The sequence below is a fragment of the Bacillus cereus group sp. N6 genome (assembly GCF_016483705.1).
GTDB lineage: Bacteria > Bacillota > Bacilli > Bacillales > Bacillaceae_G > Bacillus_A > Bacillus_A wiedmannii.
This window is the reverse complement of the sequence record NZ_JAEHBI010000030.1, coordinates 35,735-48,775: the sequence shown is the minus strand read 5'-3', so window position 1 is coordinate 48,775 and position 13,041 is coordinate 35,735. Positions and strand designations below refer to the sequence as shown.

The window sequence follows — 13,041 nt, the reverse complement described above, 5'->3', positions numbered from 1 at the left end:
TTTGAGGTGTATCTTAAAATCAAGCGTAATTATGACTATTTTTCGCCCATAGGGGGGAGACAATTGTGATTCAAACGAAACAAATAGGCTTGCAAGAAGTTCTTAGTGCAGCCATTAAGCGTGCAACTGATGAAAAAATATTGGTTAGCTTCGTAAAACAAATAGACTGGATAGATCCGCTTCTGTTTTATGCAGCAGGAAAAAGGATTTCATTCGAAAATAGATGTTATTTTGCAGACCCAGCTCAGCATGTAATATTTGCTGGAATTGGCTCTGTTTTCACTATAGCAACTTCTTCTAACAAACGCTTTCAAACGGCCCGTGACGAGTGGGATAAAGTAAAAGAGAAAGCATTTGTACAAAGAGAAAGATACGAATTTGGAACAGGTCCTCTTTTATTTGGTGGATTTTCATTTGACCAAGAAAAAGAGAAAACCGACTTATGGAAAGAATTTGATGATACGACATTTTCACTACCAGCATTTTTATTAACTGTAAAAAATGAAAAAGCATGGTTAACAATGAATACATTCGTTTCAGCAACTGATTGTGCAGAAACTCTTTATAACGAAATTGTTTCTTTAGAAGAGAAAATTTTTGGGGAGAGTAAACGTGCACTCGAAGGATTGAAATTAACAGTTACTTCTAAAGTAGAAGTAGATCCGAAAGGCTGGATGAAGGCCATTGAGAAAGTGCAAGATGAGATGAAGCAGGGGAACGTGCAGAAGGTTGTATTAGCGAGGGAGCTAAAAGTAGAAATGGATCATCATATTGATTCTGCTCTTGTTTTAGAAGCACTTCGCATTGGGCAACCAGATTGTTACGTATTTTCTTTTGATTATAAAGGAGCATGCTTCTTAGGAGCCACGCCAGAGAGATTAATTCGCAAAGAAGATGAGAAGTTTACTTCGATGTGTCTTGCTGGTTCAACTGGTCATGGTCAATCTATAGAAGAAAGTAAACGAAATAGTAATGCGCTTCTTCATGATGAAAAGAATTTAGCTGAACACGGTTATGTTGTGAACATGATTCGAGGAGTACTAAATGAGCACTGCGAATCTGTTAATATTCCGGAAAGTCCGGGCTTATTAACAACGAAAAACTTAATTCATTTATATACGCCTGTAGAGGCAAAAGGCGATGCAAGTCTTTTAACAATGGTAGAAGAATTACACCCAACACCAGCTCTTGGCGGGACACCTCGTTTGGAAGCGATGAAACTGATTCGTGATGTTGAATTGTTAGACAGAGGGTTATATGGTGCACCGATTGGCTGGATAGATGATGAAGGAAATGGTGAATTTGCGGTTGCACTTCGCTGCGGATTATTAAATGGCGCGAAAGCATCCTTATTTGCTGGGTGCGGGATTGTAATTGATTCAGTACCGCAACTTGAATATGAAGAAACAAGCTTGAAGTTTAGACCGATGCTTGGTGCTTTGGAGGAATTAATGAAATGAACAATCATATAGAAGCATTATCATATTATTTAGGCGCGTTCGTGGATGAACTGACGCGTCTAAATGTATGTGATGTTGTCATTAGTCCAGGCTCACGGTCAACACCGATTGCTCTACTAATGGAACAACATGAAGGAATGAACACATATTTACATGTAGATGAAAGATCAGCGGGATTTTTTGCGCTCGGTATCGCAAAAGCAAAAAAACGCCCTGTTGCATTATTATGTACGTCAGGAACGGCAGCAGCAAACTATTATCCAGCTGTATGTGAAGCTTTTCATTCACGAGTGCCGCTTATCGTCTTAACGGCAGATAGACCGCATGAATTAAGAGATGTTGGTGCGCCACAAGCGATGAATCAATTCAATTTATACGGTACATTTGTGAAGCAATTTACAGAGATGGCACTTCCAGAAGCGAGTGAAGCGATGTATCATTATGCTCGCATGACGACGCAGCGCACGATAGCAAGCGCACTTCTAGCGCCGCAAGGACCTGTTCATCTTAATTTTCCAGTTCGCGAGCCGCTTATCCCAGATTTCTCATTAGAAAGTTTATGGGATAAAGGACGCGGGGAATATACAGGAGTAGTTCAGCAAGGGAACGTGATGATGCCGAGTGAATATGTAGATTCTCTTGTAGGGCGCCTTTCACATATGGAAAAGGGGCTTATTATTTGTGGAGATGATAGTCATTCAGAAATCGCAGCGTTTGCGGCAGAACTAGCTGAGAAAACGGGATATCCAATATTAGCGGATCCACTTTCTAAAATTCGTAGCGGACATCACGATAAAACGATGGTAATCGACTGTTACGATACATTTTTACGAAATGAGCTGTTAAAAGAAACGTGGAAGCCAGAAGTTATGATTCGTTTTGGTGGGATGCCTGTTTCGAAAGCATTAACGCAATTCATCAAAAAACAGACGAAAGCTGTTCATATCGTTGTTGACGAATCTGGACAATGGAGAGATCCAGCTCTCGTTGCGACAGAAGTTGTCCAAGCAAGTGATATTGCATTTTGCAGTGCATTAATAGAAAAACTGCCAGTTATGAAAAAGAATGATTGGTTCGGAATGTGGCAACATATAAACGAAAAAACGAAGGAAACGCTTCGTGAAATGGAAACATATGAAACTGCATTTGAAGGGAAAGTTATTACGGATATCGTCCGCGTACTACCAGAAGGGGCAACATTATTTGCGAGTAATAGTATGCCAATTCGTGATACAGATTCATTCTTCTTCACATCGGATAAAAATATCCAAGTGATGGCAAACCGTGGTGTAAATGGGATTGATGGCATCATTTCGACAGCTTTAGGAGCGAGTATTATTTGCGATCCGCTCGTATTAGTTATTGGTGATTTATCATTCTATCACGATTTAAACGGATTATTAGCCGCAAAATTACATGAATTAAATATAACGATTGTCGTTGTAAACAATGATGGTGGCGGTATTTTCTCATTCTTACCACAATATGAGAAAAAGGAACATTTCGAATCATTATTTGGAACGCCAATTGGACTTGATTATGAGCATGTTGTCAAAATGTACGGCGGTTCATTTAGCCGTGTAAATGGTTGGGAGCAATTCCGAGAAGAGGTACAAAAAGGAACGACGACGGAAGGTTTACACGTTGTAGAAATTTGTACGAACCGTGATGAAAACTTAACATTGCACCGTAAATTATGGGCAAAAACGCAGGACGTAATTACTACATCGTTGCAAGGTGAATCAAAATGAACGTAACGCTGCAAGGTGTATCGTATGAATATGAAGTAGTCGGAAGCGGGGAACCACTTCTACTTCTTCATGGTTTTACGGGAAGCATGGAAACGTGGCGTTCCTTCGTTCCTTCTTGGAGTGAGCAGTTTCAAGTCATTTTAGTAGACATTGTGGGGCACGGAAAAACGGAAAGTCCTGAAGATGTAACTCACTATGATATTCGAAATGTAGCATTGCAAATGAAAGAACTATTAGATTACCTTCATATTGAAAGAGCGCACATACTTGGCTATTCAATGGGTGGTAGACTGGCGATTACGATGGCATGTCTATATCCAGAATATGTACATTCTCTTTTATTAGAAAATTGTACAGCTGGGCTCAAAAGGGAAGATGAGAGAGAAGAACGTCGTGAAAAAGATGAGCGACTTGCCGATAAAATTGAGCGAGAAGGCATCAATAGTTTTGTAACGATGTGGGAAAATATTCCGCTGTTTGAAACGCAAAAACGTTTAGCACAAAACGTACAAGAAGCAGTGCGAAAAGAAAGACTTGCTAACAATCCAAAAGGAATTGCAAATAGCTTGCGCGGCATGGGAACAGGGGCTCAGCCTTCATGGTGGAACGAGCTGCAAAACTTAAAAATACCTGTTCTTTTAATGAACGGGGAGCATGATGAAAAGTTCTTTCGCATATTAAAAAACATCGAAAAATGCATCTCTGACGCGAAATTTGTGAAAATTGATGGTGCTGGCCATGCAATTCATGTGGAACAACCGGAAAAGTTTGATACAATAGTAAAGGGATTTCTAAAAACTATGCAGTGATGCTTGTTCATCTAAGAAGGAAGCTACACTTATAGAGGAGATCAGAAATATACAAGGAGGTAGTTGTAATGGCTATTGAATGGGTAAAAGAAGGCAATTACGAAGATATTATTTATTCAACATACAATGGTATCGCAAAGATTTCGATTAACCGTCCTGAAGTACATAACGCATTCCGTCCTAAAACGGTAATGGAGTTAATCAACGCTTTTGCACACGCTCGTGATGATGCAAATGTTGGCGTTATCATTTTAACAGGTGAAGGTGGACGTGCATTCTGTTCTGGCGGCGACCAAAAAGTTCGCGGTCATGGTGGATATGTAGGTGACGACCAAATCCCTCGTTTAAACGTATTAGACTTACAACGTCTAATTCGCGCAATTCCTAAACCAGTTATCGCAATGGTAGCAGGTTATGCAATCGGTGGTGGACACGTACTTCATATCGTATGTGACTTAACAATCGCTGCAGACAACGCTGTATTCGGACAAACAGGTCCTAAAGTAGGAAGCTTTGACGGTGGATACGGAGCTGGTTACTTAGCTCGTATGGTAGGCCACAAGAAAGCTCGCGAAATTTGGTACCTATGCCGTCAATACAGCGCACAGGAAGCGCTTGATATGGGCTTAGTAAACACAGTAGTACCATTAGAAGAGCTTGAAGCAGAAACAGTACAATGGGCACAAGAAATCTTAGCAAACAGCCCAATGGCACTTCGTTTCCTAAAAGCTGCATTCAACGCAGACACAGACGGTCTAGCTGGTATTCAACAACTAGCTGGAGATGCAACGTTATTGTACTACACAACTGACGAAGCAAAAGAAGGTCGTGACGCGTTCAAAGAAAAACGCAGTCCGGACTTCGGTCAATTCCCTCGTTTCCCTTGATCAAACCAAAAGCGGAGCCGACTGTTTAGCCTCGTAGGCTAAGGTTCTTTCGCACAGAAAGTGTTTTTTACTTTCTCGTGCGGAAGGTTCTTAGACGGAAGGGGCTAGGAGGCACAGCTAGATGAGATCAACCGGAAACAAAACAACTAAGAGACTTGATGTCATATCAAGTCTCTTTCTTTCATGAAAGGAGAATGTATGATGGAGACGATGCCAAATTGGTTAAAGCAACGTGCATTTTTAACACCAGATCGCACTGCAATTGAAATAGAGGAAGAGAAAGTTACTTTTATGCAGCTGCATGAAAAAGTAGTATCTGTTTGTGAACACCTCACGCATGTAGGAGTGAAGCGTGGGCAAAAGGTGGCTGTTCTGATGAAAAATGGTATGGAGATGATTACAGTTATTCACGCCCTATCTTACGTAGGTGCAGTAGCTGTGCTTTTAAATACGCGTCTTTCAAGAGAAGAGCTACTTTGGCAAATGGATGATGCTGAAGTTGTTTGTTTAGTGACGGATCAAGATTTTGAGGCTAAAGATGTTCCTGTATATTCGTTCACCGAAGTGATGAATGGACCGAAGGCGGAAGCCTCTATACAAGAAGAATTCTTTTTAGAAGAAGCGATGACAATTATTTATACGTCTGGGACGACAGGGAAACCGAAAGGCGTTATTTTAACGTACGGCAATCACTGGGCAAGCGCGGTTGGCTCTTCGCTTAATTTAGGGCTTCGTGATGATGATTGCTGGTTAGCTTGTATGCCGATGTTCCACGTTGGTGGGTTATCTCTTCTAATGAAAAATATTATGTACGGCATGCGCATTTTACTTGTTCCGAAATATGATGCTGATTTTATTCATAAAGCACTTCAAACGAGAGGCGTAACGATTATTTCTGTCGTTTCTAAAATGTTAACAGATCTATTAGAGAGACTAGGAGAAGAGACATATCCATCTTCTTTACGATGCATGTTACTTGGCGGAGGACCAGCGCCGAAACCGTTACTTGAAATATGTGTAGAAAAAGGAATTCCTGTGTATCAAACGTACGGTATGACAGAAACGTCGTCGCAAATTTGTACGTTATCAGCAGATTACATGTTAACGAAAGTAGGATCAGCCGGGAAACCACTATTTCAGTGCCAACTTCGTATTGAAAAAGATGGCGTAGTAGTGCCGCCGTTTGCAGAAGGCGAGATCGTAGTAAAAGGACCAAACGTAACAGGCGGTTATTTTAACCGTGAAGATGCGACGCGCGAAACAATTCAAAACGGATGGCTTCATACTGGTGACCTCGGTTATTTAGACGAAGAAGGATTTTTATATGTATTAGATCGCCGCAGTGATTTAATTATTTCTGGCGGAGAGAATATATATCCGGCTCAAATTGAAGAAGTGTTGCTTTCTCATCCGATGGTAGCAGAAGCCGGTGTTGTCGGTATGACTGACGATAAATGGGGACAAGTACCCGCTGCTTTTGTTGTAAAAAGTGGAGAGGTAACAGAAGAAGAAATCCTTCATTTTTGCGAGGAGAAATTAGCGAAATATAAAGTGCCGAAGAAAGCGTATTTCTTAGAGGAATTACCACGAAATGCTTCGAAAAAATTGTTAAGACGAGAGTTAAGACAATTAGTGGAGGAGATGTAAGTGGAAATAAAAAAAGCGACACTTCATATAACGGAAATGCCACTCGTAATCCCGTTTGCTGCAAGCTACGGAACGTATGAAAAGCGTGAGAGTATCGTCATTGAATTAGAAGATACAGACGGGCACATTGGATTTGGCGAAGTCGTTGCATTCTCTGAGCCATGGTATACGGAAGAAACGGTGAAGACAGCGCTGCATGTGTTACCGGATTTTTTAATACCGGATTTATTAAAGGCGGAAATTTCTCATCCGAATGAAATACCAAATTTGTTCAAGCATATAAAGAGAAACAGAATGGCAAAGGCCGGAATTGAAGGGGCTGTTTGGGACTTATATGCAAAGCGTCAAAAGAAGTCATTAGCGACATTACTTGGCGGAACTAGGACTGAAATTGAAGTAGGCGTTGTGATTGGAATTAATACAATTCCGGTTATGTTAAAACAAATCGAGAAGTATGCAGAAGAAGGATATGAGCGTTTTAAAGTGAAAATAAAGCCAGAGCACGACTACGAGTTATTGAAAGAAATTCGTAAAGAGTTTCCAAGCATCCCGTTAATGGCTGATGCAAATTCAGCGTATACATTAGCGGATACGGAGAAACTGAAACGATTAGATGAATTTCAATTGATGATGATTGAACAACCGCTAGCGGATTACGATTTTCTTGATCATGCACAACTGCAAAAGAAAATGGAAACGCCGATTTGTTTAGACGAAAGCATCCATAGTTTAGAAGACGCGCGTGTTGCGATTACGCTTGGCAGTTGCCGCATCGTTAATATTAAACCAGGGCGAGTGGGCGGATTAACAGAATCTATTCAAATCCATAATTATTGTATGGAGCACAACATACCCGTTTGGTGCGGCGGTATGGTAGAGATGGGGATTTCACGAGCGCAAAATGTCGCGCTTGCTTCGTTACCGAACTTTACGATTCCAGGAGATATATCTGCCTCTAGTAGACATTGGGAGAGGGATATTATTTCACCGGAAGTAATGCTTGAGAGCGGAAAAGTGATTGTACCGCAAAGTGTTGAAGCTGGGTGTGAAGTAGACCGCGGAAGGCTGGCGGAAATCACGAAGCAGCGGATAGTTTTGGAGCGGTGAATTTAATCAGGATGCCCGCAAATAGCGGTAGGATTTTGTTGTTAATTGTCGGTAAGTCGATATATTGCAATAATCGTCGATATAATTTCATTTACAAAGGTTACTCCTGTGAGTAACCTTTTCGTATTGTACAAATTGGATAGACTAGTTTACAATCGAGCGTATACAAGGGGGAGTAAAATGAAGAACATTTCAATTTTAATAGCGGATGATGAGGCAGAAATTGCTGATTTAATTGAGATACATTTAGAAAAAGAAGGTTACCACGTCGTGAAAGCAGCTGATGGAGAAGAGGCAATTCATGTTATTGAAACGCAGCCAATCGATTTAGTGGTTTTAGATATTATGATGCCAAAAATGGATGGTTATGAAGTGACGCGCCAAATTCGCGCGAAGCATCACATGCCAATCATTTTCTTAAGTGCGAAAACGTCTGATTTTGATAAGGTGACAGGTTTAGTATTAGGTGCAGATGATTATATGACGAAACCATTTACACCGATTGAATTAGTCGCACGTGTAAATGCACAATTACGCCGATTTCTTACACTAAATCAGCCGAAGGTAGCGGAGAATAAATCTGCTTTAGAGGTAGGTGGAGTCGTTATCGATCCTGAGCGAAGAACAGTAAATGTGTACGGAGAACAAGTTGAATTAACACCGAAAGAGTTTGATATTTTATATTTATTAGCGAGCCATCCGAAGAAAGTGTACAATGTGGAAAATATTTTTCAGCAAGTATGGGCAGATGATTATTATGAAGGCGGAAATACGGTTATGGTACATATTCGTACGTTGCGGAAAAAACTTGGGGAAGATAAAAGAAAGAATAAGTTAATAAAAACAGTTTGGGGAGTAGGGTATACTTTCAATGGCTAAAAAGATGAGAAGCTTTCGCTCGAAGATGGTTATGCTATTTGCGTTAAGTATGATATTTGCTGGTGGCGTAACGTATATCATTTATGAAGGATTACGGATTTATTATAAATTAGTCGTTCGTTTTGAGGATCCGTTAGCTCAATTTCGTTCCATGGTAAGACAAATTGGGGATGTTAATTTCTTTTTGATTATTTTCATTCCTCTATCCATTATGTTTTTCTTCTTCCTTACTAGGCCGTATTTAAAATATTTTGATGAGATTTCAAACGGAATTCATCATTTGGCAAACGGTGATTTTACAAATGAAGTGCGCGTTTCATCTAATGATGAGTTTGGATATATCGCACGTGAAATAAATGTGGCGAGTGAAAAATTAAAGGAAGCGGTTGAACGAGGAGACTTTGCGGAAAGTAGTAAAGACCAGCTCATTGTTAATTTAGCTCACGATTTAAGAACGCCGTTAACATCTGTTTTAGGTTATTTAGATTTAATTCTTAAAGATGAGAATTTGACGAAAGAACAAATTAAACATTTTTCCACAATTGCTTTTACGAAATCCGAAAGGCTGGAAAGTTTAATTGATGAATTATTTGAAATTACGAGAATGAATTATGGGATGTTGCAGCTGGACAAAAGACCAATTGATATAAGTGAATTGCTTATACAGTTAGAGGAAGAATTGTATCCGTTATTAGAGAAAAAGGGTTTAGAAGCGAGATTGAACATGGATTCTTATTTACCTATTAGCGGTGATGGAAAATTATTAGCGAGGGTATTTGAAAATCTTTTAACGAACGCGATTCGTTACGGGTATGATGGAAAGTTTGTCGATGTGAACGGATATATTGAGAGTGAAGAGGTAGTCGTACAAATTATTAATTACGGAGATAGCATTCCGGAAGAAGATTTACCGTATCTTTTTGATATGTTTTATACAGGTGATAAAGCAAGGTCAGAGCAACAAGGTAGTACAGGCCTTGGTTTATTTATCGCGAAAAATATTGTTGAACAGCATGATGGGAAGATTTCTGCTGAAAGTAATGTAATTAGAACGATATTTGAAGTGAGATTGCCAAAAGAAGAGAGCGAAGCAATTTAATAAAAATTTAAACTTTACCCCACTTTTTATTTTAATAGTTTTTTCTATTCTATACGTAAGTTACGTTAAGGAGGAACTAGAAATGAAAAAGTGGGTATTTATTTCTCTATTTATAGCATGCACAATCTGCGTAGGCGTTTATATATCACCATTATTTCAAAAAGAGATCGATGTTAAAATTGCAGACAAAGATAATACGGTCAGAGCTGCGAATACGGAAAAGATAGAAGTTACAAAAGAAGAAATTTATAAAGGGGACCTATTATTAGTTAATAAAGATTACCCAGTTAAAAAAGATAGTATTAGGTCTGATATTATAAATGTAAATCATAGTAGTGAATTAGTAAGAGGTTACGTCATATTTGATAGAAATCTTCGTTTATCTAAGGATGTTGTAAAAAAGTTTTTAAACGTTGTCGATGCAGCTGGAAAAGATGGCGTACAGCATTTCTTAATGAGTAGCGGATATCGAGGTTTTAAAGAGCAAAGTAAATTGTATAAAGAAATGGGATCTGATTATGCACTTCCAGCAGGATATAGTGAACATAATTTAGGATTATCACTCGACATTGGATCTACGCAAAAGAAAATGGAGAGAGCCCCTGAAGGAAAGTGGATTGAAGATAACGTATGGAAGCATGGCTTTGTGTTACGTTATCCAAAAAATAAAAGTCATATTACAGGCATTCAATATGAGCCGTGGCACATACGTTATGTAGGCTTACCGCATAGTGCCATTATGCAAAAGGAGAAAATTACATTAGAGGAATATTTGGACTTCTTAAAAGAGAAAAAAGAAATCACAACCGATGTGGAAGGTAAGAAATATACGGTTTCTTATCATAAAGTGTCTGGGAACAGGAACGTGAATGTTCCAGCGAATAAGCAGTATGAAATTTCGGGGAATAATATGGATGGGGTTATTGTGACGGTGCAGGAATAGAAAAAGAGGTTGTTCCGTTTTGGAGCAGCCTTTTCTTATATAAGAAAGGGATCGACGTTTTTTGTCGGTAAATCGATATTCCTTGTCGAATCGTTGATATAATTTCCTGTACTATTAGCATTTTGAGTAGCATCTTTTTATTTACTTTTAAACATTATAACGTTATATTTACTTCTCCCTTTTTTTGTGTTACGCTAAACGTGTGAAAGACATATAAAATGAAATTTTAATGTAAGCGTATTCTTATGGCTTCTTATAGAAAAGGGTGGAAGTACAATGACAGAACGATTCGTACTACGTAATGTGAAACGTGTGAACGGGGAAGAGATTGACATTGTAATTGAAAATAATAAAATCGCACAGGTGACGAAAGCTGGTGCTGGCGAGGGTGGAAAGGTTCTTGATTACTCAGGTACTTACGTATCGAGTGGCTGGATTGATTTACACGTTCATGCTTTTCCAGAGTTTGATCCGTATGGCGATGAGGTGGATGAAATTGGCGTTAAGCAAGGGGTAACGACAATTGTTGATGCGGGTAGCTGCGGAGCTGATCGTATTGCAGATTTAGTAAAAAGTAGAGAGCAGGCGAAAACGAATTTATTTGCCTTTTTAAATATTTCTCGCATCGGTTTGAAACGAATTGATGAATTATCCAACATGGGATGGATAGATAAAGAGAAAGTAATAGAAGCAGTAGAAAAGTATAAAGATGTAATCGTTGGGTTAAAGGCGAGAATGAGTAAAAGTGTCGTTTGTGATAGTGGAATTGAACCGCTTCATGTTGCACGCTCTTTATCTCGTGAAACATCATTACCGATTATGGTACATATCGGTTCAGCACCTCCTCGCATTGAGGAAGTTGTACCTCTTTTAGAAAAAGATGATGTCATTACACATTACTTAAACGGGAAAGAAAATAATTTATTTGATGAAGAAGGCAAACCGCTACCTGTGTTACTAGATGCAGTGAATCGCGGTGTGCATTTAGATGTTGGGCATGGTAATGCTAGTTTTTCTTTTAAAGTAGCAGAAGCGGCGAAGCGTCACGATATTGCTTTTAATACAATTAGTACAGACATTTACCGGAAGAATCGTATACACGGTCCAGTGTATAGTATGGCTCACGTTCTTTCGAAATTCCTTTACTTAGGGTATCCGCTAGAAGAAGTAATAAATGCGGTGACGAAAAATGCGGCAGAGTGGCTGAAAAAACCAGAGCTTGGCCGTATTCAAGAAGGCGATATTGCAAATTTAACTTTATTTACGGTGAAAGATGAACCGATTACGTTAATTGATTCAGAAGGGGATCAGCGCATTGCTGAAAGAAGAATTGATACGAAAGGGGTTGTAATTAATGGGTCATTCATTGAATGCTAAGTACGGATTAAAAAGAGTAATTAATGCGAGCGGTAGAATGAGTATTTTAGGTGTATCCGCTCCTACAGATACAGTTATGGATGCGATGAAACATGGTGGACAAAATTATGTGGAAATTGCTGATTTAGTAGATAAAGCAGGAGACCATATTGCGAGAATTCTAGATTCAGAGGCAGCGGTCGTTGTGAATTCAGCATCGAGCGGAATTGCACTTTCTATCGCTGGTATCGTGACAGAAGGAAATCGCCGTAAAAGTGAAAGACTTCATCAAGAGGTCATCGCGAAAAACGAAGTGATTATGTTAAAAGGTCATAACGTTCAATACGGTGCTCCTGTTGAAACGATGATTTATTTAGGCGGCGGTAAGCTTGTTGAAGTGGGTTACGCAAATGAAGGGAAAGCAGAGCATATTGAAGATGCGATTGGTGAAAATACAGCAGCAATTCTATATGTGAAATCCCATCATGCCGTGCAAAAAAATATGATTTCTGTTGAAGAAGCATGGGAAGTTGCGCAGCGAAATAACGTACCACTTATCGTCGATGCGGCAGCTGAAGAAGATATTCAAAAATATGTGAAGTATTCAGACCTTGCCATTTATAGCGGTTCAAAGGCAATTGAAGGACCAACTTCTGGTATTGTCGGCGGGAAACGAAAATATATCGAGTGGCTGAAAGTGCAATTACATTGCATCGGAAGAAGTATGAAAGTTGGGAAAGAAACAACTTTCGGTTTACTTCAAGCACTTGATGAGTACGGAGTAAAAGAAGATAAGAGTGAGCAAGAAAAAGAGTTATTACAAGTACTTATGCCGCTAAAAGAATTAAACGGTGTAAATGTAACGATCGTTCAAGATGAAGCAGGAAGAGCAATCTTTAGAGCACGTATTCATATTAACGAGAATGAGTTAAATAAATCAGCAAAAGACGTTGTAACAGCATTACGCGAAGGGGAAATCGCAATTTATACACGTGATTACGGAGTAAGACAAGGATTCTTTGATATTGATCCACGTCCACTTCAAGGTGATGACATACATGTAATTGAAGAAAAAATGAGAGAAATTGTAGGGGGAAACTAAA

Annotated in this window: 11 protein-coding genes; all 11 read left to right on the top strand. The window is 39.2% G+C overall.

Going from position 1 to position 13,041, the window contains the following annotated elements; translation table 11 throughout:
* Positions 1-65 precede the first annotated feature (65 nt).
* The 11 genes from JDS99_RS19795 (at position 66) to JDS99_RS19745 (ending at position 13,040) form a co-directional block, all read left to right on the top strand.
* Positions 66-1,460, top strand: a complete 1,395-nt coding sequence (locus JDS99_RS19795; protein WP_199695575.1) for an isochorismate synthase — start codon at positions 66-68, stop codon at positions 1,458-1,460.
* Positions 1,457-3,211, top strand: coding sequence for a 2-succinyl-5-enolpyruvyl-6-hydroxy-3-cyclohexene-1-carboxylic-acid synthase (gene menD, locus JDS99_RS19790; RefSeq protein ID WP_199695574.1), 1,755 nt, complete (start codon positions 1,457-1,459; stop codon positions 3,209-3,211). The genes JDS99_RS19795 and menD overlap by 4 nt, the downstream gene beginning before the upstream one ends.
* Positions 3,208-4,020 carry a 2-succinyl-6-hydroxy-2,4-cyclohexadiene-1-carboxylate synthase gene (gene menH / locus JDS99_RS19785; RefSeq protein WP_199695573.1) on the top strand — a complete coding sequence of 271 codons (813 nt, stop codon included), beginning with the start codon at positions 3,208-3,210 and terminating at the stop codon, positions 4,018-4,020. Before menD ends, menH begins: the two co-directional genes overlap by 4 nt.
* A 68-nt stretch (positions 4,021-4,088) precedes the next feature.
* Positions 4,089-4,907 (top strand): 1,4-dihydroxy-2-naphthoyl-CoA synthase, encoded by an 819-nt coding sequence (gene menB / locus JDS99_RS19780; protein ID WP_000963888.1) that lies wholly within the window; start codon positions 4,089-4,091, stop codon positions 4,905-4,907.
* Positions 4,908-5,108: 201 nt separating this feature from the next.
* Positions 5,109-6,554, top strand: a complete 1,446-nt coding sequence (locus JDS99_RS19775) for an o-succinylbenzoate--CoA ligase (RefSeq protein ID WP_199695582.1) — start codon at positions 5,109-5,111, stop codon at positions 6,552-6,554.
* Positions 6,555-7,661, top strand: coding sequence for an o-succinylbenzoate synthase (menC, locus tag JDS99_RS19770; protein ID WP_199695572.1), 1,107 nt, complete (start codon positions 6,555-6,557; stop codon positions 7,659-7,661). It abuts the gene before it with no gap.
* Between the two features lie 180 nt (positions 7,662-7,841).
* A complete protein-coding gene (locus tag JDS99_RS19765) occupies positions 7,842-8,540 on the top strand; it encodes a response regulator transcription factor (RefSeq protein ID WP_097908149.1) in 699 nt (232 codons plus the stop codon).
* Positions 8,533-9,639 (top strand): HAMP domain-containing sensor histidine kinase, encoded by a 1,107-nt coding sequence (locus tag JDS99_RS19760; protein WP_088609428.1) that lies wholly within the window; start codon positions 8,533-8,535, stop codon positions 9,637-9,639. Before JDS99_RS19765 ends, JDS99_RS19760 begins: the two co-directional genes overlap by 8 nt.
* Positions 9,640-9,721: 82 nt before the next feature.
* On the top strand, positions 9,722-10,582 hold the full coding sequence (locus JDS99_RS19755) for a M15 family metallopeptidase (protein ID WP_199695571.1): 861 nt from the start codon (positions 9,722-9,724) through the stop codon (positions 10,580-10,582).
* A gap of 276 nt (positions 10,583-10,858) precedes the next feature.
* Complete coding sequence (locus tag JDS99_RS19750; protein WP_097908151.1) at positions 10,859-11,959, top strand: amidohydrolase/deacetylase family metallohydrolase; 1,101 nt, start codon at positions 10,859-10,861, stop codon at positions 11,957-11,959.
* Positions 11,937-13,040, top strand: a complete 1,104-nt coding sequence (locus JDS99_RS19745; protein ID WP_016077169.1) for a DgaE family pyridoxal phosphate-dependent ammonia lyase — start codon at positions 11,937-11,939, stop codon at positions 13,038-13,040. The genes JDS99_RS19750 and JDS99_RS19745 overlap by 23 nt, the downstream gene beginning before the upstream one ends.
* Position 13,041: the final 1 nt, after the last annotated feature.